This is a genomic window from Bacteroides sp. 3_1_13, assembly GCF_001185845.1.
Taxonomy (GTDB): Bacteria; Bacteroidota; Bacteroidia; order Bacteroidales; family Bacteroidaceae; genus Bacteroides; species Bacteroides xylanisolvens.
The window spans coordinates 2017653-2044417 of the sequence record NZ_KQ236955.1 but is presented as its reverse complement, the minus strand read 5'-3'; the positions used below and the strand labels follow the sequence as shown (position 1 = coordinate 2044417).

Here is a 26765-nt window from a genome sequence, read left to right as displayed (position 1 = left end):
GTGTAGGTAAAGCTATCTTTCTGTTAAATTCTCAATGAGCCATAAACAAAAATCTCCCCTGCCTGTTACATAGGCAACTTAAACATAGTAACCTAAACATAAAAATTATGGCTAGAGAAAGTGTAAAAATTCTACAAGGGAAACTAGATGTAGAAAGTTTGATCGCACAGTTGAACGCAGCATTAGCTGAAGAATGGTTGGCATACTATCAATATTGGGTAGGTGCATTAGTAGTGGAAGGTGCCATGCGCGCCGATGTACAGGGTGAATTTGAGGAACATGCCGAAGAAGAGCGCAGACATGCGCAACTGCTCGCTGACCGTATCATTGAGTTGGAAGGAGTTCCGGTGCTCGACCCTAAGCAATGGTTTGAGTTGGCAAGATGCAAATATGATGCTCCGCAGGGGTTCGACTCTGTCAGTTTGCTGAAAGACAATGTAGCTTCCGAACGCTGCGCAATCCTTCGTTATCAGGAAATTGCAGATTTTACCAATGGGAAAGATTTCACTACCTGCGACATCGCCAAACATATTCTTGCCGAAGAGGAAGAACATGAACAGGATTTACAAGATTATCTGACGGACATCGCCAGAATGAAGAAATCATTCCTCGACAAGTAAATTCTAATATAATAATTAGGCAAAAGAGGGTGTATCCTGCAGGGGATATTCCCTCTTTTATCTATTATAGTACGATAAAAACAAAACTATTTTAGAGTAAATCAAGAAGAAATCTTTCTTTTTTCGTATTTTTGTCCCAATATGCACGTTTAATCCAAGTAGATAACGAACATTAGCAAAAAAAGAATGAAAGTAATTGATTTAATACATAGCAACAAGAAAACTGCTTTTTCTTTCGAGATACTTCCACCGCTGAAAGGAACGGGAATAGAAAAGTTATATCAAACAATCGATACGCTTCGGGAATTTGACCCGAAATATATCAATATCACTACTCACCGCAGCGAATATGTGTATAAAGACCTCGGTAACGGATTGTTTCAGAGAAACCGCTTGAGAAGGCGTCCAGGAACGGTTGCCGTGGCTGCCGCCATCCAGAACAAATACAATATTACGGTAGTCCCGCATATTTTGTGCAGCGGATTCACCCGTGAAGAAACCGAGTATGTGTTGCTCGACCTGCAATTTCTGAATATCACGGAATTACTGGTGTTGCGTGGTGACAAAGCGAAACATGAGTCGGTATTTACACCGGAAGGTGACGGTTATCATCATGCTATCGAGTTGCAGGAGCAAATCAATAATTTCAATAAAGGTATTTTTGTGGATGGTTCGGAGATGAAAGTCAGCAGTACGCCATTTTCTTACGGGGTGGCTTGTTATCCGGAGAAGCACGAAGAAGCGCCTAATATCGAGACTGACCTTTACTGGCTGAAGAAAAAAGTGGAGAACGGGGCGGAATATGCCGTGACACAGTTGTTCTACGATAACAGGAAATATTTTGAATTTGTGGAGCAGGCGAAGGCGGCAGATATCAATATACCTATCATTCCGGGAATCAAACCGTTCAAGAAGCTGTCTCAATTGAGCATGATTCCAAAGACTTTCAAAGTGGACTTGCCGGAAGACTTGGTGAAAGAGGCTTTGAAATGCAAGAATGACGCGGAAGCCGAGCAGGTAGGTATCGAATGGTGTGTAGCCCAGTGCAAGGAGTTGATGGCTCACGGAGTGCCGAGTATTCATTTCTACTCTATCGGAGCAGTAGACAGTATCAAAGAAGTAGCCAAAATCATTTATTGATATGTTTTTCAGAGACGTAATCGGACAAGAAGAAATCAAGCAACGGCTCATTCAGGAAGTGAATGAGGGGCGTATTCCACATGCCCAGCTTATTTGCGGACCGGAAGGGGTCGGGAAAATGCCGTTGGCTATTGCATACGCACGTTACATCAGTTGCACCAATCGGGGGGAGACTGATGCCTGCGGAACGTGTCCGTCCTGCGTGAAATTCAATAAACTGGTGCATCCCGACGTACATTTCGTATTCCCTATCGTGAAAAGCGCAAAGGGGAAAAAGGAAGTATGCGATGATTATATAGCCGACTGGCGACCGTTTGTTATCAATCATCCTTACTTTAATCTCAATCACTGGTTAGGAGAGATGGATGCGGAGAACTCACAAGCATTGATCTATGCCAAAGAGAGTGACGAGATTCTGAAAAAACTTAGTTTGAAATCCAGTGAAGGGGGATTTAAAATTACAATTGTATGGCTGCCGGAAAAAATGCATCCGGTGTGTGCCAACAAACTGCTGAAGTTGCTTGAGGAACCGCCCGAAAAAACGGTTTTCTTATTGGTATCGGAAGCGCCGGACATGATTCTGCCCACTATCCTAAGCCGTACCCAGCGCATGAATGTACGGAAGATTGATGAAGCCAGCATCGACCGGGTATTACAGACGAAATATAACATTTTGCCTGCCGACAGTATTTCCATTGCCCATCTGGCAAACGGGAATTTTATCAAGGCACTCGAAACAATTCATTTGAATGAAGAGAACCAGTTGTTTTTTGACTTGTTTGTCAGCCTGATGCGGTTGTCTTACCAACGGAAAATCAGGGAGATGAAAATGTGGAGCGAACAAGTGGCGGGTATGGGACGTGAACGTCAGAAGAACTTCCTGGAATATTGCCAGCGCATGATTCGGGAGAATTTTATCTTCAACTTGCACCAGCGCAATTTGACGTATATGACAATTAATGAACAGAATTTTGCAACCCGCTTTGCGCCTTTTGTCAACGAACGGAATGTGATGGGTATCATGGACGAATTAAGCGAAGCGCAACTACATATAGAACAGAATGTAAATGCTAAAATGGTATTCTTCGACTTCTCGCTGAAGATGATTGTACTGTTGAAGCAATAATAAATATATAAACTTATGGAATATAAACTTCATAATGGAAGCGGCGGCCTTTGCTGCAAAGGATGCTCCCGACAAGATAAAAAGCTGAACACCTACGATTGGCTGGCGGACATTCCGGGCAATGCGGAAGAGAGTGACATGGTGGAAGTGCAATTCAAAAATACCCGGAAGGGATATTTTCGGAACAGCAACAAGATTAAACTGGAAAAAGGAGATGTAGTTGCCGTTGAAGCGGCTCCCGGCCATGACATCGGTGTGGTTACATTGACCGGCCGGCTCGTTCCCCTGCAAATGAAGAAAGCAAACTTCAAAGCAGATACGGAAATCAAGCGTGTCTATCGGAAAGCCAAACCGGTAGATATGGAAAAGTTCAACGAAGCCAAAGCCAAAGAACACGCTACGATGATTCGTGCGCGTCAGATTGCGTTGAATCTCAATCTGGATATGAAAATCGGAGACGTGGAGTATCAAGGGGATGGCAACAAAGCTATTTTCTACTATATCGCCGATGAGCGGGTAGACTTCCGGCAACTGATTAAAGTATTGGCCGAAGCATTCCGCGTACGTATCGAAATGAAACAAATCGGTGCCCGTCAGGAAGCAGGACGCATCGGCGGTATCGGCCCTTGCGGACGCGAACTTTGCTGCGCTACGTGGATGACGAGCTTCGTCTCTGTTTCTACCAGTGCAGCCCGTTTTCAGGACATCTCATTAAATCCGCAGAAACTTGCCGGACAATGTGCCAAGCTAAAATGCTGCCTGAATTATGAGGTGGACTGTTACGTGGAAGCTCAAAAACGTCTCCCTTCGAGAGAGATAGAACTGGAAACGAAGGATGGTACGTTCTATTTCTTCAAAGCGGATATTCTAAGCAATCAGGTTTCTTATTCTACGGATAAAAACTTCCCTGCCAACCTGGTCACCATCAGCGGCAAACGTGCGTTTGAAGTAATCTCCATGAATAAGAAAGGGATGAAACCGGACAGCTTGCTCGAAGAAGAAAAGAAACCGGAACCGAGAAAACCTGTTGACTTGCTGGAACAGGAAAGTGTTACCCGTTTCGACCGCAGCCGGAATAATAAAGAGGGCGGCAATAATGCTAACCGGAATAATAAAAAGAAGAAGAAAGGAAACAATAATAACGGAAACCGCCCGCAACAGCAAGCAGAAGGCGGCAATCGTCCGCAACAACCTCAACGGGAAAATGAAAACCGCCCGCAACAGTCAGAAAACGGCAACAGAGGGGAAAGAGACAACCGCCCGAGAAATAACAATAACAACAACCGGAACAGAGGACAGAACCAGGGACGGAACAACGAAAACAGACGTCCGGAAAGAGGATCAAATCAGGAACGTCCGCAAGGTCAGGAACGTCCGCAGCAACAAGACCGTCAACGCGAACAGCAAGGACAGGAACGTCAAGAACGTCGTCCCAACCACGAGCGTCCTTCCAGACCGGAAAAAAATCAGAATCAGGAGAAACAGTCAACTAATGAAAAGCCTACTCAAGAATAGTATATTGAGTCTATTCAGCGCTTGCTTACTGACAGCCTGCAATGAACATACGGTGTATCACTCTTATCAATCCCTTCCCAACAAGGGATGGGGAAAGAGTGATACACTCTCTTTTCAGATTCCCATAACTGACAGCGTTCCCACTACTCTCCGGCTTTTTGCGGAAGTCCGCAACAGTATCGAATATCCTTATCATGACCTCCATTTATTTATCAGTCAGAATCTACAGGATTCTACGGTATGGCGCACTGATACCATTGCTTTCTGCCTAGCTGACTCTACCGGAAGATGGACGGGACACGGATGGGGAAGCATTTACCAATCGGAAACTTTTATTACATCTGTTCGCCCTTTACATCCTGCAAATTATACTATTAAAATTATGAGCGGAATGAAAGATGAAAAGTTACAAGGATTGAGCGATGTAGGTATCCGTATTGAGAAGCAGTAAGATTAAAGTCTTCTGCCACGTCCCGCATCAATGCGCAGGAAGATAAACAGCAATATCGTAAATCCCCATAAAGAAGAACCTCCATAGCTGAAGAAAGGCAATGGAATACCGATAACCGGAGTTAACCCCAGTACCATACCGATATTAATAAATAAGTGGAAAAGGAAAATACTGACGACCGAATATCCATAAACCCGCCCAAAGTTGGAAGTCTGCCGCTCGGACAGGAAGATTAATCGTAAGATCAAAATCAGGAAAGCCAACAAGACAGCAGCCGAACCGACAAATCCTTGCTCCTCACCCACTGTACAGAATATAAAGTCGGTATCCTGTTCGGGCACGTACTTTAATTTTGTTTGCGTACCATTCAGGAACCCTTTTCCTGTCAACCCACCGGAACCGATGGCAATCTTGGACTGATTCACGTTGTATCCGGCACCGGTCAAATCTTCTTCCAAACCGAGCACTACTTTGATACGGACTTGCTGGTGAGGTTCGAGCACATTATCAAATACATAATTGCTGGAATACAGGAAGCCGACAGAACCGATTGTAAACAGGGCAATCAGGAAATAAGTACGCTGCCGCTCACTTAATGCCAAATAAATCAGATAGCCTATCACCACAATACAAAGCGTCCATTGCACCCAAACGAGGCTAAAATGCACCCAATATTCGGATATTAAATAAGCAATCAGTAATATAGCCAAACTTCCACCAATGATATTGCGGGTAGCAGACCATTTCTTACGATATACCCACACCATACCACCGGCAAATAATAAGATCAATAGTAATACGATAAATTCTCCCAGTGGTGTAGGAGTATCGGCGATAAAGACTTCATCAAAACGGATGCCGACCACAAAGTAGATTACCGCACATACGCCCGCAAAAAGCACTACCCCCGGCATTCCTTCACGATAAAGAACCAGAAAAAAAGCAAGATAAACCAATGCGGACCCTGTCTCCCGCTGACCGATAATCAATAACATCGGAAGAAGAATGATGAATCCCAGGATAAAGGCACACTTTTCTTTCTTGATACTAAATGAATAAGAGTTCATGTATTTAGCCAACGCCAAGGCCGTAGCGAACTTGGCAAACTCGGCGGGTTGCAGGCTCACAGGCCCCATGACAAGCCACGAGCGTGACCCTTTGGTGTCCGGTGCTATGAAGATGGTAACAATGAGCAAGAGAATCATCCCCACATATATAATGTACGCGAACATATCATACATACGGTCTTCCAGCATCAACAGCACGAATCCGAGCCCGAAGGAACAGATAATCCACACAAACTGCTTGCCGGCACGGGTCGAGAAGTCGAGGAAGTCGCGTTCGCCATAGTCATAGCTGGCTCCGCAGACGCTAAACCATCCGCCAACAATCAGGAGCAGGTAAATAAAAATCGTTACCCAGTCCAGCGTTTTCCACAAACTATCGTTCCTCGTTACCATATAATATCACTCTGTTACTAAATTCTTCCGCCCTCAACTCGTTCTCCGGCGAGAGCTTGCCTTTCAAATACTGTTCCATCATCAGTGCGCCGAAAGGAACTCCGTAAGTAGCCCCCCATCCGCCGTTCTCTACATAGACAGCAATAGCTATCTTCGGTTTGTTCATCGGAGCAAAGCCCATAAATACCGAGTGGTCGTGTCCGCGGTTCTGCGCAGTACCCGTTTTTCCACAGGCTTCCAAATCCGGAACCATCACTGACAGCATACGACAAGTTCCTCCGGTGGCTGCGCCACGCATCCCTTCTACGACTGATTCATAATGTCTTTTCTCAATAGTGGTATAACGTGGTACGCGATAGATGCTGTCCAACTGATTATCTTGGATTTCCTTTACAATATGCGGTGTCACAAAGTATCCTCTGTTAGCAATCGTTGCTCCCAGGTTAGCAATCTGAAGGGGAGTGGATAGAATTTCCCCCTGTCCGATAGAGATACTGATTACTGTCAGTCCGTTCCAATGTCCGCGATAGGCTTTATCGTAGAACTGCGCATTCGGAATCAAGCCCCGTTTCTCTCCCGGCAAATCAACTCCCAGTTTGTAGCCAAATCCTTGCGAAACCATGTGGTCTTTCCAGACCGTAATGGCGTTTTGTGGCGAACCGTATTTACGATCGCCAAACATACGGAACAATCCCCAACAGAAATAGGAGTTGCACGATGTAGCAATAGCCGGAATCAATGGCAAGGGAGATCCGTGAGCATGACAGCCTACTGTCAATCTTCCGTAATGGAATCCATGTGAGCAAGGGAATGCCGGACTTTGTTCGGTGATGATTCCTTCTTGCAGAAACGTCAGTCCTTGCGCTGTTTTGAACGTAGATCCCGGAGGATACACTCCCATCAGGGCACGATTCAAAAGCGGTTTGGTCATATCACGTTGCAAGGCCAGATGGTTCTTGCCACGCTGGCGCCCAATCATCAAATGCGGGTCATAATTGGGAGAGGATACCAGACAAAGGATTTCTCCGGTCTCCGGTTCAATAGCCACAATGCTTCCAATCTTATTCTTTAATAAACGTTCGCCCAGCATCTGTAAGTCAATATCCAAACTCAATGTCAGGTTCTTGCCGGGAACGGAAGGACGGTCATATTCACCATCCATATAATGTCCCTGGATACGACCGTGCGCATCGCGAAGCAGAATCTCAATTCCTTTCTCGCCACGCAGATACTTTTCATACGATTTCTCGACTCCTAACTTGCCGACATAATCCCCACGGATGTAATATCCTTCTTCATCCGCTTCCATTTCTTTTGCGGAGACTTCTCCGATATCTCCCAAAGCATGGGCGGCAGCATTGTACGAATATTGGCGGATGGTACGCCGTTGGATATAAAAACCACGAAACTTAAACAGCTTTTCTTGAAAGACACCACATTCTTCCGCCGAAAGTTGCGACATAAACAACTGGTTGGTATAGCGGGAATAGCCCGGATTGCGACGACGGTCTTTCATGTCGCTCATTATTTTGAGAAACTGCGCACGGGTGATATTCAACGATTGGCATAAATCGAGTGTGTCCAGATTCTCTATTTCCTTTGGCACGATCGTTATGTCGTATGCCGGCTGGTTGAATACCAGCAATTTACCGGTCCGGTCATAAATAGCACCACGCGAGGGGTATTGGATCTTATTCAAAAAAGCGTTACTGTCAGCATTCTTCTTGTAGTCATCGGTCGTGATCTGCAATACAAAAAGACGTATCAGATAAATCAAAACAATGGAGATAGCAATGCCTCCGATTACAAATTTGCGCTTCTCTAAGATATAATCTTTTGCCATCGTTACTTCTTAATCCCTTCTATAGCTATGATACAGGTTACAGTCAGAATAGTGCAAAGAAGCACTCGCAACAGTAACAGCCAAATGCTGGTAAATGAGAAGAACTCAATGGAGAGTAATGCCAGACTGTGCACAAAAACACTTGCAGTAGTATATTTTAAGAAAGGACTGATTCCCATCGTCTTGAAAGAGGGAATAAGGCTGTCCGGATTATCACGGGGCATGAACAGACGAAGCAAAGAAGGACGGAGAAAGGCAAGCAATACGGTAGCTGCCGCATTCATTCCCGGAGTATCGGAGAATATATCAATGGTCAGCCCGAAGAAAAAAGCCCACAACATCAGTTCATTCCGGGAAGTACCGGAGCTGAATTTCAGAATAAAATAGATATAGAGAAAAGGAGTAGCATAGCCGGCAATATGTACACTATTAAGGATTAGCACCTGAAGAAGTACCAAGCCGATAAACCATCCGATTCTATGTATATAAGTAATAATCATTCTTTCATCACCTTATTTTCAAGTTTCTTCTGTTCTTCCTGACCTGTCCGGGCTACCACCCGAACGTCACTCAACTTACCGAAATCAGTAGCCAGCTTGATTTTCAACAGATAGGAAAGTCCGTCATTAGAGTCGGACATATCATCTACCGTCCCCACCATTATACCTTCGGGAAAGACGGTGGAGAAACCACTGGTAACGACTGTATCTCCCAAATTAAACTCTGCATGACGAGGCAAGTCTTTCAGATAAGCATAGCGCGAATCTCCATGTTCCCATTTCAGGTAGCCGAAATAATCACTGCCGATAATCTTGCAACTGATATTCGACTTGCTGTTCAGTACCGAAATCACCACCGAGTAGGAAGGAGAGGTTTCATAAACAATCCCTACAATCCCATTACCATCCACCACTCCCATTTCGGAGCGAATACCGGAAGAGGAACCTTTATCGAGCGTGATATAATTATCAACCAGATTCAAACTGTTCTTTATCACATGCGCTTTAAACAACTGATAATCCGCTTGCGGCATCTGCCGGATGCTGTTGATTGCCATAGAATCGAGCTGCTGCTCTCTCAATGCTTTTTCCAGATTAGTGATCTGTTGTTCGAGCACCATGTTTCGATCCAATAGATCTTCGTTGACTGATTTCAGATGAAAATAAGAGGAAATCCCTCCCGAAACTTCATAAACCGCCCCCACAACCGTATTGGCAGAAGTGAAGAATGCACTCTGCTGATAACGGTTGAACCGAAATAACAAAACAAAACTGGCTACCTCCAATAAGATGAAGAGGAACCAGTAATTGTATTTCAGAAGGAAGTTTAATAAATTCCTCATCCCCGGTTTATCTCATTAAGAAAGAGAAACGGTCTACGTTCTTCAATGCCACTCCTGTACCTTTGGCAACTGCATGCAAAGGATCTTCCGCAATATGGAAAGGAATGTTGATCTTATCGGTCAATCTCTTATCCAGTCCGCGAAGCAATGCACCACCTCCGGAGAGATAGATACCATTGTGCACAATATCAGCATACAGTTCAGGAGGTGTATTTTCCAATGCACTCAAGATAGCAGTTTCGATCTTTGAAATTGATTTCTCCAGACAGTGGGCTACTTCCTGGTAGCATACAGGCACCTCCATCGGAAGAGCTGTGATACGGTTCGGCCCGTGAACGATATAATCTTCCGGAGCATCATCACCCAGTTCGGTTAAAGCAGCACCTACATTGATTTTGATACGTTCTGCCATACGCTCGCTGACTTTCACATTGTGCTGACGGCTCATATATTCGCGAATATCCTCTGTCAGGTCATCACCGGCTGTGCGGATGGAGTTGTTGGAAACGATACCTCCCAAAGAGATAACGGCAATTTCCGTAGATCCACCACCTATATCGACAATCATGTTTCCTTCCGGAGCTTCTACGTCGATGCCGATACCGATTGCCGCAGCCATCGGCTCGAAAATCAAATAAACATCACGACCGCCGGCATGTTCCGCAGAGTCACGGACAGCACGGAGTTCGACTTCCGTACTTCCCGAAGGAACACCAATCACCATGCGAAGAGAAGGTGAAAACAAATGGTTGCGAGTATTCACCTGCTTTATCAAACCGCGCATCATCTGCTCGCAAGCATAGAAGTCGGCAATCACTCCGTCTCTCAACGGACGGATGGTACGTATGTTTTCGTGGGTTTTTTCATGCATCAACTTCGCCTTTTCCCCCACGGCAATCATCTTTTCTGTACGGCGATCCAGAGCTACAACCGAAGGCTCATCCACCACGATTTTTCCGTTCGTGATGATGATAGTATTGGCTGTGCCCAAGTCCATTGCTATCTCTTGTGTAAAAGAAAATAATCCCATATTTTTAAATGAAGAATTAAGAATGAAGAATTAAGAATGAGGATGCTGTCACGTGCAGTCATTCTTCATTATTAGTTCTTCATTCTTCATTAATATTAGTGTTTAAAATGACGGATACCGGTAGTCACCATCGCCATACCATGCTCATTGCAATAAGCAAAGGATAAATCGTCTTTTACCGAACCTCCCGGTTGGATAACAGCCGTAATACCTTCTTTATCTGCAATTTCCACACAGTCGGGGAACGGGAAGAAAGCATCGGAAGCCATCACTGCACCATTCAGATCAAAACCGAATGATTTGGCTTTTTCAATTGCTTGTTTCAATGCGTCTACACGTGAAGTCTGTCCTACACCGCTTGCAAGAAGTTGTTTATCCTTTGCCAATACGATGGCGTTGGATTTGCTGTTCTTTACAATTTTGTTGGCAAACAACATATCTTCCACTTCTTCCGGAGTAGGAGCTTTGTCTGTCACGGTTTTCAGGTCGGCTACCGTTTCAATATTAGTATCTTTATCCTGCACCAATACGCCATTCAGTAAAGCACGGAATTGCTTTTTAGGCAATTTAGCTTCTTTACGAACGAGGATGATGCGGTTCTTTTTCTGTCCCAGGATTTCGAGTGCATCCACATCATAATCCGGCGCGATAATCACTTCGAAGAAAATCTTGTTGATTTCTTCCGCAGCTTCTTTGTCGATGACACCATTCGTAATCAATACACCGCCGAAAGCAGAAACCGGATCACCGGCCAATGCGTCTTTCCAAGCTTCTAAAACTGTAGCACGGGAAGCTAATCCGCAAGCGTTGTTGTGTTTCAGGATAGCGAAAGTGAGGTCATCAAATTCGTCGATCAGGTCAACGGCTGCGTTGATGTCGAGAAGATTGTTATAAGAGATTTCTTTTCCGTGAATCTGGTCGAACATTGCTTCCAGATTTCCGTAGAAATAACCTTTCTGATGTGGGTTTTCACCGTAACGAAGTTGCTTCTGGCTATTAACAGAGCAACGGAAAGCAGAACCTTCGCCGGCATCGAAATAATTGAAAATAGCCGAATCGTAGTGAGAAGAAACGGCAAATGCTTCTTTAGCCATCCAGCGACGTTCTTCAAGTGAAGAAGTAGCGCCGTGCTCCATCAACATATCCAATAATGGTTTGTATTGAGCTTGAGAAGCTACGATGATTACATCGTTATAGTTCTTGGCTGCGGCACGAATCAGTGAGATTCCGCCTATATCGATTTTTTCAATAATGTCTGCTTCAGATGCACCGGAAGCTACGGTAGCTTCGAACGGATACAAATCAACAATAACCAGATCTATCTCGGGAATTTCATATTTCTCAATCTGTTGCATATCCTGTTCCAGACCACGACGACAAAGAATACCTCCGAAAATTTTCGGATGTAATGTCTTTACTCTACCACCGAGAATAGAAGGATAAGTGGTCAAATCTTCCACTGCCTTGCAAGGATATCCCAATGATTCAATAAACTGACGAGTTCCGCCTGTCGACAAAAACTCTACTCCCTCTTCATAAAGTTTGGTAATAATTTCATCCAAACCTTCTTTATGGTATACAGATACCAATGCAGTTTTTATTCTTTTAGACTCTGACATTGAATTGCTTATTAAGTATTTGGTGTGCAAAGTTACGAAATATTGTTTATCGTACGTAATAAATAAGGTGTGAATTAATAAAAAAAAGCGTTGACTCTCCTCAACGGAAAATCAACGCCTCTTCGCATATATGTTCTCTATTCAAAAACTATTACCAGATAGATACTCGTTTTTCTTTAGGTACGAACATCGAATCCTGTTCGGTGATTTTGAATGCTTCATACCAATTTTGGATATGAGGAAGAGCACCGTCCACACGCCATTTGCCTAATGAGTGAGGATCAAGTTTGGTTAATCGGAGAATTTCTTCCGGACGGATATTTCCTGCCCACACATTAGCGTAAGCCAGGAAGAAACGTTGTTCCGGAGTAAATCCGTCAACAATTTCCAGCGGTGCGGCTTCTGTTGCATTCTTGAATGCCTGGAAAGAAACTTGCAAACCTCCGTGGTCGGCGATGTTCTCTCCAAGTGTCAGGCTACCGTTTGCGTGTACGCCCGGAGCAACTTCGATGCTGTCAAAGAAGTTAACCATCACCTGTGCCCGTTCTTCGAACTTTTTAGCATCTTCTTCTGTCCACCAGTCTTTCAGGTTTCCGTCTTTGTCATATTGACGTCCCTGATCGTCAAATCCATGAGTCATCTCATGGCCGATTACCACGCCGATTGCACCGTAGTTCATAGCATCGTCCGCATTCATATCGAAGAACGGAGGTTGCAGGATAGCTGCCGGGAAGCAGATTTCATTGGTAGTCGGGTTATAATAAGCGTTCACTGTTTGAGGAGTCATCAACCATTCATCCTTGTCTACCGGTTTGCCGGCTTTGGCAATCATTTCGTTGTAATCCCATTCGTTGGCACGCTCGATATTTGCCCAGTAAGAATCATCTTTGATCTCCAGTGCGGAGTAATCTTTCCATTTATCAGGATAACCTATTTTTACATGGAAGGTTGCCAGTTTCTCCAACGCTTTTTCTTTGGTCGGTTCACTCATCCATTCCAAACCTTTGATACGTTCTCCTAAAGAAGTTTGCAGGTTCTTCACCAGTGTAACCATACGTTCTTTGGCAGCAGCCGGGAAGTACTTCTCTACATACATCTGTCCTACCACTTCGCCAAGAACACCATCTACGGTGCTCACGGAACGTTTCCAGCGAGGTTGCATTTCTTTCTTACCAGACATTGTCCTGCTGTAGAAGTCGAAGTTTTGTGCTTCAAAATCATCGCTTAGATAAGAAGCAGCAGCATCTATCAATCCCCATTGGAGGTACAATTTCTGATCGTCCAGTGATACGGTATTAATCACATCGGCTACTTCCTTCATGGCAGCAGGCTGACCTACGTTCACTTCTTCCAAATCTTTCAAACCGGAAACAGTGAAATAAGTATCCCAGTCAAAAGTAGGGAAGTTCTTTTTCAGCGTCGCCCTATCCATCTTGTTATAATTAGCATGAGGATCACGCAATTCCACTTGTGAACGAGCCGCTTTCGCCAGGCGAGTTTCGATGTTCATCACTGCTTTCACAGCTTTCTGTGCAGTAGCCTCATCATAACCTGCCAACTGGAACATTTTGGCGATATGTTCCTGATATTTATTACGAATGTTTTTAGTCTGCTCGTCATTCTCCAGATAATAGTCACGCTGTCCCATTCCGATACCACCTTGATAGGTCTGTACGATATTCATGGAACTGTTCATATCATCCGCACTTACGAACATGGTGAAGTAAGGACGGATGCCTTTCTTCTGGCTCTCTGCGATATATGCATAGATTTCTCCTTTATCCTTGAGAGCGTCAATGGCTGCCAGTTCTGCTTTGATCGGAGCTACACCTTCCTGGTTCAGCTTCACGCTATCCATTGCGATATTATAAAGATCGCCTACTTTCTGCGCAGCACTGCCCGGTGCATTATCTTTCTTCGCTGCCAATTCGGCAATCAATGCTTTCAGTTGTTCACGACTGTTTTCGCGCAACATGTCGAATGTACCGAAACGTGAATACTCGTCTGTCAGCGGATGATCTTTCACCCAACCTCCACAGGCATATTGATAAAAACTTGTACCCGGCATAGCCGTGGTATCCAGATTAGCAAGGTCGATACCGGACGTCAGCACGGCCTCTTTCTTACTGTTACATCCTGTTGTCATAAGGCATACGGCAAGAATTGGTAAATACTTGGTTACTTTCATATTGTATAAATAATTAAATAGTCTCTCTAATCAACAATCATCCTACCCGCAGTCCGGCACCGAGGAGGAAGGTGACCGACACCGAGGAACGCCTCGTTCCTCAACGAGAAACACCTGTTTCGACACCGAGAAACAGATACCCGCCAGGAATACCTTCTACCAAGGTATAACGTTTCTCTCACATAGTGCCCGGAAGTATGCGTTTTGTTCTAATTTTTCGTTTCTTCCAGTTCCATCGAAACCCGCTCCCACTCTTCAACGATTGTATCCAACTGCTGTTTCAGTTTTTGATGCCGTTCATAGAGCTGCATATCCGAAGCTCCTTCGGGGGTTGCCATCTTCGCTTCCACGATAGCAATCGCGGATTCGGTTTCCTCTATTGAGGCTTCGCAGTCCGCCACCTGACGTTCGAGTTTCTTAATCTTCTTATTAAGTTCTTTCTGGGCTTCGTAAGAGAGCTTATTCTCCGAAGGCTGACCGGTTTCAGGTTCATTACCTTTAGCTGAAGCCGTAGGAGAAGCCGACAATCCCGCTCCTTTCTGAAGCTCGTTCAAGCTATCTATCTTTTTCTTTTGCAAGAATTCATAGATACCTCCAAGGTGTTCTTTTACAAGTCCACCGCCAAACTCATATACTTTAGTCGCAAGTCCATCCAGAAAATCACGGTCGTGGCTGACAAGAATCACTGTTCCGTCAAATTCGCGGATAGCTTCCTTCAAAACATCTTTCGAACGCATATCCAAATGATTGGTCGGTTCGTCCAGAATCAGTAGATTTACGGGTTCCAGCAGAAGTTTAATCATCGCCAATCGCGTACGTTCTCCTCCGGAAAGGACTTTCACCTTTTTATCCGAAGCTTCGCCTCCAAACATGAAAGCTCCCAGTATATCACGTATCTTCAGACGGATATCTCCTGTCGCTACTCGGTCAATCGTATCGAATACAGTCAGGTTCTCATCCAACATTTGTGCCTGGTTCTGCGCAAAATAACCGATTTGTACATTATGTCCGATCGTTAGTTTGCCTTCGAAATCAATTTCGTCCATGATACATTTCACCAAGGTAGACTTACCCTCTCCGTTCTTTCCGACGAAAGCCACTTTCTCTCCCCTGTTGATAGTCAGGTTGACATCATGGAAAACGACATGGCTGCCATACGCTTTGCGCACATCTTCGCAAATCACAGGATAGTTTCCGCTACGACTGGCTGGAGGGAATTTTAAACGCAAGGCGGAATTATCTTCCTCGTCCACTTCGATGCGGTCTATCTTTTCCAGTTGCTTGATACGGCTTTGCACCTGTACGGCCTTCGTTGCTTTATAACGGAAGCGTTCAATAAAATCTTCCGTATCTTGTATTTGTTTCTGCTGATTTTCGTAAGCACGGAGCTGTTGCTCACGGCGTTCTTTACGCAAGACTACAAATTCATCGTACTTCACTTTGTAGTCGTAAATCTGACCGCAAGTAATTTCGATGGTGCGGGTAGTTACGTTATTCAGGAAAGCACGGTCATGGCTGACTAATACGACTGCATTGGCACGTGTAGACAAAAAGTTTTCCAACCATTGGATACTTTCAATATCAAGGTGATTGGTCGGCTCATCGAGCAAAAGCACGTCCGGGCGTCGTAAAAGCAGTTTTGCCAATTCGATACGCATACGCCATCCACCGGAAAACTCCGAAGTAGGGCGCTCAAAATCTTCCCGGCTGAATCCCAATCCAAGAAGTGTCCGTTCGATTTCCGCCTGAAAGTTCGTACCGCCCATCATCAGGAAGCGGTCGTTTTCATGCGTGAAACGGTCTATCAACTGATGATATTCTTCCGAATCATAGTCTGTCCGTTCCGCCAGTTCCTGATTCATCCGTTCCAACTTCGCCTGAAGCTCAAATATATGTTCGAATGCCAGTTCTGCCTCTCCCATCACCGTCCGGTTGTCGGAGAGAATCATGACCTGTGGCAAATATCCGATGGTTACATCTTTCGGAGTGGCTACAATGCCATGTGTCGGCGACTGCAAGCCGGCTAATATTTTCAGCATGGTCGATTTGCCGGCACCGTTCTTGCCAACCAACGCAATGCGGTCTTTCTTATTAATTACATAGCTGACGTCCTCAAAAAGCGGCGTCGCATTAAATTCTACTGATAATCCTTCTACTGAAATCACTTCTGCTTCTGATTTATAACATTTTGGACTGCAAAGATACTGAATATTTATTAGATACTACTTAGTATGATACGTTATGAAAAACAAAAAAAGCAGTCATTCTTATGAATGACTGCTCTCTATCTTAATCAATGGCTCTTCTTTAGAACAACTTAGCAGGATATTCACCGGCATCTACCAATGCCTGAATCTTGTCTACTACGCTCTGACGGTCTTCCGGATAAGTGACGCCAAACCATTTGCTGGTAGTATCCAGTACTTCAACAGTAGCAGTTCCGTCATTAATTAATTTATCTACCATCAATGGGATGAAGAACTCGCTCTTCAGATTTTCCATATTCTTCGGATCGCTTAGGAAAGTCTTGAAGAATTCCTGGCTGTAAGCGAAGTAATCAGGAGTGAATCCCCAGAAGTTCATACTTACCGGAGTCGTGTCGGGAGTAGCCGTCCATTCACCATTATCATCAATATATTTCACTTCACCGTCCAGACGCTGAATCTTCGTACGTTCTACTACAGATGTCAACAATCCTTTAGCATCTGTACTACAGATACCACGAGATACCGTACCGCTTTCGCTCAATGTATTTCCTACACGGAAACCTACCATCGAATAAACGTTCTTTGAATTTTCAGGAAGAGCAGAAAGGAATTTTCCCATTACCTGGAAAGAATCGCGACCATAGAAGTCATCACAGTTTATCACTGCAAACGGTTCTTTAATCACATCAGCACCCATCATTACTGCATGGTTAGTACCCCAAGGTTTGGTACGGTCTGCCGGGCAAGTAAAGCCTTCCGGAAGATCGTCGATTGATTGAAATACCAGTTCGCAAGGAATGTGACCTTCGTATTTGGAAATAATTTTATCACGGAAATCTTGTTCAAAATCTTTGCGGATTACAAATACAAGTTTGCCAAATCCGGCATTGATAGCATCATAGATTGAGTAATCCATAATAGTTTCGCCATTAGGACCCAGTCCGTCTAATTGCTTCAAGCCTCCATAACGGCTACCCATACCGGCCGCCAATAAGAATAAAGTTGGTTTCATAAATTGTGTAATATTAAAAGGTTAGTGATGTCAACGGCATCAGATTTCGTTGCAAATTTACAAAAACTTTCTTTCTTTTGTCTTGAAACAAAAGAAAGAAACAAAGAAAAATTCAAGACTGACTTTTTTCTCCTACTCACACCCTTCACTACGCTAAAGGGCAGAAACTCGCTTCGCTCAAACAATCTGCCCTTTTTAACGCTTCGTTACGGGTGTTCGCTTAACGGAGAAAAAAGTAGGTCGGAAAACCTTTCGGCATGTAAACCTATGCAGAATCAAAAGTACATCAATGACAAATCAAGAAATCCGGTAATTCATTAACCTATGCAGCAAACACGCCGAAAGGGGATCGGCCTCGTTTTTCCGGCGTTAAGCGCAGGCGTTTTCTCCAGCGTTAAAAAGGGCAGACTGTTTGAGCGAAGCGAGTTTCTGCCCTTTAGCCGGAGAGAACACCGGAGTAGCCGGAAAAACGCAGCCTTGAATTTTCTTTGGTTCTTTCTTTGTTTCAAGACAAAGAAAGAACGTTAGAAGGGATAACCGATAGCAAAATGTATTCCCAGATTCTTCATAAAGGATCCTGTGACATTGTAATATCCGCTTCGTTCTGTATCGTAAGGCAGATGCAAAGGAATACCGAAATCAAGACGGAACACAAGAATATCCATATCATAACGAATACCGACACCGGTGCCCAAAGCGATCTGTTTCGGGAACGTTTTCAGTTCGAGTTGTGAATTGGGACGGGCCTCATCCTTGCGCATCAACCAGACGTTTCCTGCATCCAGGAAAGTGGCTCCCCAAATGCTCTTAAAGATACGGAAACGATATTCTACATTTGCCTCAAAACGGAAAGTACCCGTCTGGTCGAGGTAAGAGTAGCGGCTTTCTGCCGGATGGTATCCGCCCGGGCCGATGCTACGTACCGTAAAAGCGCGGATGCTGTTGGCACCACCCACATAGAATTGTTCGCTGTAAGGGGCTATCGTTGCATTACCGTAGGCGAAGAGAGCACCCAAAGCTACACGGGAAGCAATCTTATTATTCTTGTCCATATTCCACAAATGGCGGAATTCCGTATTCAGTTTCACAAACTGCGCGAAAGGGACGTTCAGCAAACGTTTGTCCTCTTTGCTGAAAGACTGACCGAAAGCACGGTAAATCACCGAGGTCAGGTTACCGGCAGAGGTTACAGTCGATTGCCACCAAATCGGATTTTTAATACCGCGTGCGGAAGCATTATCATAGGTATAGGTATATTCCATAGCAGGAATAAACTGGTCTTTCAAACTGATATATAATGCAGGATTAGCATCGGCAATTTCCCTGAATTCTTCCGATTGGTGTTGAAGGACGTTGAATGTCAGTTTGAAAGGGGTAATACTATGACGGCTTGTACGTGTCGGTTGGAAATCGTAGGTAGCATTTCCGCCGAATGACAACAGTTTATAATACCTGGCACGGTTCAACTGGTCGATGTATAAACGGAATGTAGTGGTAGCCGGGAAGTCAAACTCCCTTTTCCCCCAATGCGGGAAAACCACGCGCGGGAAAGTCAGAGAGGTAGAAACTCCCATCTCCCAGCTGTTCATTAAAGAGCTTTTTTCTCCTCCGCCGGTTTGCCATTCATAAGAGCCTTTCAGCTTCACGTTCCAGCTTTCGCCACCTCCGAATACATTGTTCCGGGTGACGCCGAATGATGCCCCGGGACCGGTTTGGTCGTTACTTTTGGTTACGACATTCAATTCCAGTTCGGCGTCCAGCGGCTTGGCAAACGTGGCCTGCATGGTTACGTTCAGCGTATCACAAACGGCTGTCGTATCTTTCGGAGCATATTGTAAATCCAGATAACTGAAGATTCCCAACTGGCTAAGTTTCTCCTGCACCTGCTCCTGTCGATACTGACTGTAAAGACGAGTGCGATTGGAAGCCCGCATCTGTGCATTCCGCACAAACTGTTGATAGTTCAACCAACGATAAAGCATATTCGGACGTACCTGCAATTTCTTATAATAATGTATATTCAGATTCTTATACATCATGCTGTCATTGGGCGCCTCACCATTCTTGCCAAACAGGTAAACAGAAGCATCTCCTACATAGTAAGGACGTTGTGCCGCAGCGGGTAATCCCGGAACGGGAATCAGACGAAGGCTGATATGTCCACCGGGAACCAATGTCGTATCTGCCTGATAAGTCATATAATCGGGACGGAAGTAAAAATATCCCCGGTTACGCAACAGCGTACTGATACGGGTACGCTCTTCATCCAGATCGACCACGTTAAACTGCTCGCCGGGACTTATATAAGACATTCGACGTCCCCGTTCCATAATGCGCAACGTTTGAGGAGTGAAGCGCTGATAATAAACCGTATCTATAAAATAAGGATTCTTCATGTCTACCGTATACAGGATACTTGCTTTCAGGCTGTCTTTCTTATCGACCAATGTTTCATAAGTCACTTTCCCATTGAAGTAACCATAATCACGGAGCAAGTTTGTAGCCACCTTGATGCGGACCTCCGGATTGACAGTGGAAATAAATACCGGAGGGTTAGCAGCCAGACGGTTGAACATCCACTTTCCAAATCCTTTTTTATATTTCACAAAGTCATTGTACATCCACATCTTAAAAGGAATAGGCAGAAGCCCTCCCAACATCTTCGTACTGGGAGTTTTATCAAGGGCCGCCTCAATCTCTGTCAGAGCCGTCCCTCCTACCGGTGTTGTCGATTTATTCTGTATGACAGTTTTTCCTCCTGTATAAAGTACCTCCCCTTCGGGCAGATGCTTTGTCACCGAACAACCCGAAAATAAGATGATACCCATCAGACAACTTATTAATATGTTACTATATATACCTTTCATGTTTACTTCTTTTTCTTAAAGATGAACAGTTCGCTAAGTTTATCCAGCTTCTTGCGAAGTACCAGACCGACTCCGGTTTCCGTAATCTCTCCTTCGAGTACACTTTCGTAGTTTTTATCGTAGAACAGACGAACATAACGGGTTCCGGTTCTATCCAAACGATATTCCAGAGAGATGTTATCGATGAAAGATTCTGCGTCATTGGTCGCATTCTCACCCGTAGAAACTTTACCTCCGATTACAATCTGGAAACGGTTATTGAAGAGACGTTGTGAATAACGGAAACTGTAATCCGTACGCTTACCACCCGTATCCGACAGATCGTGGTCTTCGATACCGACAGAAACACTGGCATTTTTCAGGTTCCCCATCAATGAGTTGATTTGGCTACTTAATACGGAGTTCAATGCAGAACCCATATTCAGTTTACCCAGTCCACCACCTCCGCCACCAATCGGTCCGGTGCCAAGGTAGGTTTTCATAACCATGATATATAGAGCCTGTTTACCTCTCTCTTCCGCGCCCATAGCCGTCAATTCATTTTGTATGGTTGCGTCTTCGGGGGCAGATACGTCAAAGGCGAAAGAAAGATTATCCAGTCGGTTCTTGACGACGATGGACACATCGAAATTAACCATACGTGTTCCGCCATTCTCTCCTTCGGAGACAGAAGCGCGGATACGGTCGGTTGCTTTGAAGTTCAGCATCGGGTCCATAGGATTTCCCGTCCATTCCACATAGCTGCCGTTATCGATAGCAAATTCTTTGGCAGCGATGACAGGCAAAGCATATTTCATCAAACCACCGCTCAACGTATAGCGTCCGGTTAATGTCAGATCTCCTTGCGGAGTGTATTTCATTGAGAGATCACCTCCTCCCTCCAATTCAACACGATTGTCATTGCTTGCGTCCAAATCGACTTTCAAACGAACGGACGGGTCGATGTGTACCATCATCACCATATCCAGCCCGCCTAAAGAAACGGTCGGCACTTCTTGCTGAACAACCGTCGTGGTGTCACTAAATGAAGTAAAGGTTACCAAACTTCCCAAACGGTCCTGCACAGTCAACGGTGAATCGGTCAATATATAAGAAACATCTGTATTGCCCAACAAGCTCATGTTTCCACGCATGTTCAATCCGTCTAACGGACCTTTCACCGTTGCCCGGAAATCAGCATATACTTTTCCGTAAACCAGACTTTCACGGGTACGTTTGGCATCCAGAAGCGTATAGTTCTGCGCCAGCAGATTCAGATTTGCCATTGGCCGGGACATATCTCTGAAATCAACAGATCCGTCAATCGTAAATGGATTCTTTCCTGTTGTATAAATAGCGAACTTATCAAATTCCAAACGATTATTCTTTATCTGCACCGGGCGGTTGTCGAACCGGAAGTTAGCCCCATACTGCCGGGAAAGGACAGTAACACTATCCAATATTAGTTCGCCATTAATCAAAGGTTGTTCGGTGCTACCGGTAATGTTCAGATTACCATCCATATCACCGGCTAATGTAACCATCTGATCGGGAATGAATACGTTCGCTACACGAAGCGGGAAGTGTTCCAGAGTAGCATTTACTTCCAAACTATCTTTTCCTGTCCGGGTTGGAACCAATTTGCCATCTGCCACCATCACTTCCACATTGTCATGATTCAGATAAGCGTTAAGATATTGTTTTCCTTGTTCACCCGGCAACCAGGTAGCTCCTAATGTCACATCACCAATTCGTTGACGTTCATAAGTCAGCTCGTCAATAGATGATTCAACCGAGAGTTGAAGATCTTTTTCAGTCTGCACGTAGTGTGCTTCCGCAGAGAATAAACCGGTTATTTCCGGGAAGTAAGGTAGTACTTTACTTAATTCGGCTAAACTGATTCGTCGGATTTCGACATCAATATTCTGTAAAGAAACAGTGTCCCCCCGCACCGAATGTACACGGAATCCCATTCCTTCATCATCCCACATATCTACATTAGCGTATACACGCATATTCTTATGCACATAAATCCAGTTGTGATTCTCATTAAAATGGAATTTCTGGAAGGCGATAATCGGTTCTTCCGGGATTAATGTGAAAGCTAATCCATCGCCTTTTCCTTGCCCTTCAAACAAAGGACGTGCATTGACACCGAGCAGTACGCCCGTTTCTCCTTTTCCATTCTTAAAATCTACCAGCAGTTCTGCATCCCGGTCACGAATCTCTCCTGTCAGTGTAGTAGAGAAGGAGAATTGCGGATTCTTCGGTCCGTTAATAACACCGGCACGCAATTTCATGAGTGTGGTATCTTGTTTGACTGTAAAGAAAATCGTGTCCAGTTGCAAGGTGTCTACTTTCAAAGCATGAATAGCGGCTTTTCCATTAATTCCCCAATTAGGAGCCGTTCCAAATTTCACTGAAGCATCATGGTAAGCAATCTTTTTAGTAGCCAGAAAATACGCCAAGGGGTTTTCTTGCCCTGCAGAGAAAGAGAAAACTGCCGTCGGTAACGCCTTACGCAATTCAGCGTGATTCAATGCTTTCTCATCAATCTGCTTCATCAATACATCCACAAAATGAGTAGATTGGCGAATTAAAGGATTAACACCGGAGCGTGCGCTCAAGTCGAGTTTCATATCACCGGAGATTAAATGTGCCGAAACTAAATCCCGACGGGCTTCGGCAACTAAGTTAAAAGTCAACGGACGCTTCATTGACTGCGGCATAATTCCCAGTTCATGCAAATCCAGTTGAGTAACATCAATCGTTATTTTACCGTCGGGGTAACTGTGTGCCAGATTATATTCAGCATCTGTTATCATTTTCAATAAAGCATTATCGCTTGTCAGATGTGCAGTGACCAATGCGCCTTTAAGTTCTCCCGTCAGATCAAGATCGGAAAGATGGTATTTAGCATAATGAAGTTGATCTAATGCAAGATTCAATTTGGCAAATGAATGGTAGGACATGACATCTAATCCACGACCATTAGCTGCAGCCGAGAGAGAAAGTTCATAGATAGAGTCTTTCGGGAGGAAACTATGAAGTTGCAGATTGTCTATTTTCAGATCAGCCTTATAGACTTCGGTAGCGGTATTTAAGGCCGCATTCACATCCATAGCTCCTTGTCCTTCTTTCAAACGGAGATTTGCTTTATATTCAGGACCTTTGATATCCACTTTCGCCACCAGATTCATACTGTCAGGAATAACAAGCGTGCCATTAGGGGCTTCTCCCGACAGAGCGGTCAGGAAGTTTAGGTTTTGAGTGGTCATTTTCAGACCGATGGTTCCGGTGCGTGTGAGGCTGTCGGCGAGGTTTTCCAAAAGACCACCGCCCTCCAATGCAAAAGCCCCTGGCAGGTCTACTGTAAAGCGGGAAATCTGCATTTCTTTCAGATTGCCATCCGTACCGGCACGGATGACGAGCGGGCGGAATGGATAGGCTTCTTTGAAGCTTTCAGGTAGAGCACCGGCAAATAGCATGACGTCTTCTTTGCCAATATAGGCATTGAGACGGGCAGATAAGCGGCCCGTAGTCGGGATGTTGACCAGTTCCCAATAGGTATGTGCAGATAAATCGATTTCAGAATGTGGAGTGTTCAGTTTCAAACTGGGAACACAGATAACAGAATCATTGGAGTAGGCTCTACCCGTCAGGGCAGTGACGCTCAATCCGGAGCGTTCGTTCATGGTAAATTCACGAATGACTGCGTTCATATCCCTCCCTTTATACAGCAAGGAATCCAGAGCGATGCGAATATCCCGAACGGCAATATGAGAAGCGTCGAAGCCCTCTGTCGGTTGAGCAGTTCCGGTATCATAGCTGGCGGAGGTTCCCGATAATAAGAACTTCTTCAAGTCGTAGTATTGATTCTTCAAATCTGCTTGAGCATTATTGATGGCCGCTTCTCCAATATGGGCCGTCATACGCATGGAATCAGCAGGAAGTTGCATGCCGAACGATACATTTTTCAATTTCAACTGATGAAGAGCTACTTTCCAGTTGATCGGAGCAGAAGCTGTGGTATCTTTGGGCGTAGTTGTGGTATCATTCATCAGTAGCTGCATGTGAGTGTCGGATAGTTCGACCTGATTGATTACCGCTAGTTCATTAGACAGATCGACGCCATGACTTTGCAGGAAGAAACGTCCCAAAACGCCTTTAATCTTCATTCCCTCCATCAAATCGGCTGAATTAACGGCTACCCGGCTCAAAGTCACTTCATCCACTTCAACTTTTCCTTTTATCAACGGCCATGCCTGTACACGGACATTGAGGCTTTCTAAAGACAAAAGGGTGTCCGGCTGTTGAATGACCTCCACGCCACGTACCAACAGATTAAGTGGGAAACGAAGGTCTATCCGCTCCACCTGAATCTGCATGCCGGTTACTTTAGAGGCGTATGCAGTAACCTCCCGACGCAAAAGATTCTGAACGGGAGGAACATAAAGCAATACCATTAGTATTACAAAGAGTATTATAGGAGTAAGCAGTATCCAGCTTACCCAACGTATCCATTTTCGTTTCATGTAAAATGTGTCAGTGTAAATAAGGTGACACAAAGTAAACAAATTATTCCGAAAAAAGGTTGACGACAGGAGCAAAATGTTCTGCAACAAAAGAAATATAAGTATTCTGTTTTTTCTGACTTCACCAAAAGCAGCGACTTATATTGCTTCATTTATATCATAATAAAAAAGATGAAGTTACTTGTTAGTCATATTACCCAATGTATCCGATTGTCTAATAAGACAGATATTGGCTCTATTTACAGATATACAGAATTCCTTAAAAAATACTATCTTTGATAATAAAAGCAGCGTTCGCCACTAGCTTTAAATCCCCATTGATCAGAAGCTTCAACAGCGATCAAATGAACACCTTCGCAGCACTCTTTAGGTAATTGTAGTCCCCAGATTTGAGGAGAAAATTGCCTTCTGAACGGATTTCTACGATTGAAACGAGTTGGATATATTTTTAGCTGATTCCAACTTCTCACCCTTGCTACATTCACATCAAGTTCTTCTTTCCTCTCACATAATAACCATTCACCATTATCCAAACGACAACGTACTATTGTACTATCTGAAGCTCCATAAACAGTTACAAGCATTTCTCCCTGGTGTTTGTTTCTCAATTCATCGATATAAACATCTGTCGAGTCAATACCTGCAATCCAAATATTCATCTGTCGGGAAGCATCCATCCCTATGCCCTTATACCGGAAAGAATAGTCTTTCTCTGTAAAATCAAAAACAAAATAATTACGAGGAGTACCACATTGCATCAAAGCAGACGGAATACCTTCCCAATCCTTTTCTCCCACCCACCAGAAACCACAAGAAGCCCCTGTTACTAATTCATGTACACAAACATCCTGACCATGTAAAAAATTCCTCTCCACCTGATGCATGTGCCCAGTCAAAGCTAAAACATTCCCTCGTCCTTCTAATATTTCAATCAATGCGGATGAATTAGTAGTATGTACTAATGGAATATGCATACAAAGTACGATCTGAGCATTTTTAGGTACAAGTTTCAGATCATTTGAGACAAAGCGCAATTGACTATCAGAAATCTTCCCTACATAAGAACGTGTTCCTTTACCATAGACATTATTTAGAACAATAAAATGTACGTTTCCTTCGTTAAAAGCATAAGTCGCTGATCCAAAAGCTGTATTATATGAAAAGGTTTGATTAATCCTTATAGAATCAGCATCCCGATCGTGATTACCTATAACTGTCCATGATTGTACAGGCAATAGTTCCATCATCTGTTTGATAGCGGGAAATAAATTTAAATTGTTATTCACTAAATCACCTAAAAATATATTGAACGAAGACGAATCTGCTTGCAAAAGTTCTGGCCATAAAGAACGGGAAGCATAATCCAACTCCTGAGAATTACCGACTTGTACATCTCCTATTGCGTTTATTGAGAAATGCTTATTTACCTTTTTCTTATTCAATCCAAAATTGATTTGTTGCGTCTCGGTATCCCCATGACTATTCCAATAATAAAATCCTGAATTTACTATTTGATTAGACAATAGTGTCCAATTATTCGGAAGAATCGGGAAGATACTGTTTCCCTTAGAAAGTCTGATTCTGAAATGTCCCTGTTTATCTGCAAGTAGAACAGTATCTCCATTAGATATGGCTATTCCCGAAATACCTTTTTCTCCTTTGTCCTGAATCCCATTTTGATTACCATCTTCATAGACACAACCTTCTATCCAAGCAACATCTTGAGCCAAACATTTTGTGGAAACAAAACTGCCTAATAAGAAGAATATATATATAATCATGAACTTTTTCATTTTTTCATCTTATTAATATAAAAACAAGGAAGGATATA

17 protein-coding genes are annotated in these 26765 nt (G+C 44.1%); 5 read left to right on the top strand and 12 right to left on the bottom strand.

The features are described 5' to 3' along the window. Nucleotides 1-107: 107 nt before the first annotated feature. From HMPREF9009_RS07220 to gldH, 5 genes are all read left to right on the top strand, one after another. Nucleotides 108-620 carry a ferritin-like domain-containing protein gene (locus tag HMPREF9009_RS07220; protein ID WP_004304906.1) on the top strand — a complete coding sequence of 171 codons (513 nt, stop codon included), beginning with the start codon at nucleotides 108-110 and terminating at the stop codon, nucleotides 618-620. A 186-nt stretch (nucleotides 621-806) separates the two neighbouring features. Further along, nucleotides 807-1760 (top strand): methylenetetrahydrofolate reductase [NAD(P)H], encoded by a 954-nt coding sequence (gene metF / locus HMPREF9009_RS07215; RefSeq protein WP_004314397.1) that lies wholly within the window; start codon nucleotides 807-809, stop codon nucleotides 1758-1760. 1 nt (nucleotide 1761) lies between these two features. Further along, nucleotides 1762-2886, top strand: a complete 1125-nt coding sequence (locus HMPREF9009_RS07210) for a DNA polymerase III subunit (RefSeq protein ID WP_004304908.1) — start codon at nucleotides 1762-1764, stop codon at nucleotides 2884-2886. Between the two features lie 15 nt (nucleotides 2887-2901). Further along, the gene (locus tag HMPREF9009_RS07205; RefSeq protein WP_049701800.1) at nucleotides 2902-4401 is read left to right on the top strand and encodes a PSP1 domain-containing protein; all 1500 of its coding nucleotides are present in this window, start codon (nucleotides 2902-2904) and stop codon (nucleotides 4399-4401) included. Next, a complete protein-coding gene (gldH, locus tag HMPREF9009_RS07200; protein ID WP_004299946.1) occupies nucleotides 4379-4852 on the top strand; it encodes a gliding motility lipoprotein GldH in 474 nt (157 codons plus the stop codon). The genes HMPREF9009_RS07205 and gldH overlap by 23 nt, the downstream gene beginning before the upstream one ends. Before the next feature lie 2 nt (nucleotides 4853-4854). On the opposite strand, the gene rodA is transcribed toward gldH, so the two are convergent. The 12 genes from rodA to HMPREF9009_RS07135 all read right to left on the bottom strand — a co-directional run bounded on the left by rodA (nucleotide 4855) and on the right by HMPREF9009_RS07135 (nucleotide 26727). Further along, complete coding sequence (gene rodA, locus HMPREF9009_RS07195) at nucleotides 4855-6312, bottom strand: rod shape-determining protein RodA (protein WP_008024621.1); 1458 nt, start codon at nucleotides 6310-6312, stop codon at nucleotides 4855-4857. Next, nucleotides 6293-8155, bottom strand: coding sequence for a penicillin-binding protein 2 (gene mrdA, locus HMPREF9009_RS07190; protein ID WP_004324644.1), 1863 nt, complete (start codon nucleotides 8153-8155; stop codon nucleotides 6293-6295). Before mrdA ends, rodA begins: the two co-directional genes overlap by 20 nt. A 2-nt stretch (nucleotides 8156-8157) precedes the next feature. Further along, complete coding sequence (mreD, locus tag HMPREF9009_RS07185) at nucleotides 8158-8655, bottom strand: rod shape-determining protein MreD (RefSeq protein ID WP_004299943.1); 498 nt, start codon at nucleotides 8653-8655, stop codon at nucleotides 8158-8160. Then, nucleotides 8652-9497, bottom strand: coding sequence for a rod shape-determining protein MreC (gene mreC / locus HMPREF9009_RS07180; protein ID WP_049701799.1), 846 nt, complete (start codon nucleotides 9495-9497; stop codon nucleotides 8652-8654). Before mreC ends, mreD begins: the two co-directional genes overlap by 4 nt. A gap of 7 nt (nucleotides 9498-9504) precedes the next feature. After that, nucleotides 9505-10527, bottom strand: a complete 1023-nt coding sequence (locus HMPREF9009_RS07175) for a rod shape-determining protein (RefSeq protein ID WP_004299941.1) — start codon at nucleotides 10525-10527, stop codon at nucleotides 9505-9507. A 95-nt stretch (nucleotides 10528-10622) separates the two neighbouring features. Continuing rightward, on the bottom strand, nucleotides 10623-12146 hold the full coding sequence (gene purH, locus HMPREF9009_RS07170) for a bifunctional phosphoribosylaminoimidazolecarboxamide formyltransferase/IMP cyclohydrolase (protein WP_049701798.1): 1524 nt from the start codon (nucleotides 12144-12146) through the stop codon (nucleotides 10623-10625). Between the two features lie 151 nt (nucleotides 12147-12297). Beyond that, a complete protein-coding gene (locus HMPREF9009_RS07165) occupies nucleotides 12298-14334 on the bottom strand; it encodes a M13 family metallopeptidase (protein WP_004299939.1) in 2037 nt (678 codons plus the stop codon). A gap of 209 nt (nucleotides 14335-14543) precedes the next feature. Further along, nucleotides 14544-16499, bottom strand: a complete 1956-nt coding sequence (locus tag HMPREF9009_RS07160; RefSeq protein WP_049701797.1) for an ABC-F family ATP-binding cassette domain-containing protein — start codon at nucleotides 16497-16499, stop codon at nucleotides 14544-14546. Between the two features lie 142 nt (nucleotides 16500-16641). After that, nucleotides 16642-17553, bottom strand: a complete 912-nt coding sequence (locus HMPREF9009_RS07155; RefSeq protein ID WP_004304919.1) for a nucleotidyltransferase family protein — start codon at nucleotides 17551-17553, stop codon at nucleotides 16642-16644. Between the two features lie 524 nt (nucleotides 17554-18077). Then, nucleotides 18078-20420, bottom strand: a complete 2343-nt coding sequence (locus tag HMPREF9009_RS07145) for a translocation and assembly module lipoprotein TamL (protein ID WP_009040283.1) — start codon at nucleotides 20418-20420, stop codon at nucleotides 18078-18080. 2 nt (nucleotides 20421-20422) lie between these two features. Beyond that, the gene (locus tag HMPREF9009_RS07140) at nucleotides 20423-24934 is read right to left on the bottom strand and encodes a translocation/assembly module TamB domain-containing protein (RefSeq protein ID WP_049702292.1); all 4512 of its coding nucleotides are present in this window, start codon (nucleotides 24932-24934) and stop codon (nucleotides 20423-20425) included. A 269-nt stretch (nucleotides 24935-25203) separates the two neighbouring features. Next, nucleotides 25204-26727 carry a calcineurin-like phosphoesterase C-terminal domain-containing protein gene (locus tag HMPREF9009_RS07135; RefSeq protein WP_049701796.1) on the bottom strand — a complete coding sequence of 508 codons (1524 nt, stop codon included), beginning with the start codon at nucleotides 26725-26727 and terminating at the stop codon, nucleotides 25204-25206. Nucleotides 26728-26765: the final 38 nt, after the last annotated feature.

What these genes read in the sequence shown, in the direction of transcription:
- mreD (WP_004299943.1), bottom strand. Translation starts at nt 8,655, where the DNA reads ATGATTATTACTTATATACATAGAATCGGATGGTTTATCGGCTTGGTA.
- mreC (WP_049701799.1), bottom strand. Translation starts at nt 9,497, where the DNA reads ATGAGGAATTTATTAAACTTCCTTCTGAAATACAATTACTGGTTCCTC.
- gldH (WP_004299946.1), top strand. Translation starts at nt 4,379, where the DNA reads ATGAAAAGCCTACTCAAGAATAGTATATTGAGTCTATTCAGCGCTTGC.
- rodA (WP_008024621.1), bottom strand. Translation starts at nt 6,312, where the DNA reads ATGGTAACGAGGAACGATAGTTTGTGGAAAACGCTGGACTGGGTAACG.
- purH (WP_049701798.1), bottom strand. Translation starts at nt 12,146, where the DNA reads ATGTCAGAGTCTAAAAGAATAAAAACTGCATTGGTATCTGTATACCAT.
- metF (WP_004314397.1), top strand. Translation starts at nt 807, where the DNA reads ATGAAAGTAATTGATTTAATACATAGCAACAAGAAAACTGCTTTTTCT.
- HMPREF9009_RS07155 (WP_004304919.1), bottom strand. Translation starts at nt 17,553, where the DNA reads ATGAAACCAACTTTATTCTTATTGGCGGCCGGTATGGGTAGCCGTTAT.
- HMPREF9009_RS07135 (WP_049701796.1), bottom strand. Translation starts at nt 26,727, where the DNA reads ATGAAAAAGTTCATGATTATATATATATTCTTCTTATTAGGCAGTTTT.
- HMPREF9009_RS07220 (WP_004304906.1), top strand. Translation starts at nt 108, where the DNA reads ATGGCTAGAGAAAGTGTAAAAATTCTACAAGGGAAACTAGATGTAGAA.
- HMPREF9009_RS07140 (WP_049702292.1), bottom strand. Translation starts at nt 24,934, where the DNA reads ATGAAACGAAAATGGATACGTTGGGTAAGCTGGATACTGCTTACTCCT.
- HMPREF9009_RS07175 (WP_004299941.1), bottom strand. Translation starts at nt 10,527, where the DNA reads ATGGGATTATTTTCTTTTACACAAGAGATAGCAATGGACTTGGGCACA.
- HMPREF9009_RS07145 (WP_009040283.1), bottom strand. Translation starts at nt 20,420, where the DNA reads ATGAAAGGTATATATAGTAACATATTAATAAGTTGTCTGATGGGTATC.
- HMPREF9009_RS07165 (WP_004299939.1), bottom strand. Translation starts at nt 14,334, where the DNA reads ATGAAAGTAACCAAGTATTTACCAATTCTTGCCGTATGCCTTATGACA.
- HMPREF9009_RS07205 (WP_049701800.1), top strand. Translation starts at nt 2,902, where the DNA reads ATGGAATATAAACTTCATAATGGAAGCGGCGGCCTTTGCTGCAAAGGA.
- HMPREF9009_RS07210 (WP_004304908.1), top strand. Translation starts at nt 1,762, where the DNA reads ATGTTTTTCAGAGACGTAATCGGACAAGAAGAAATCAAGCAACGGCTC.
- mrdA (WP_004324644.1), bottom strand. Translation starts at nt 8,155, where the DNA reads ATGGCAAAAGATTATATCTTAGAGAAGCGCAAATTTGTAATCGGAGGC.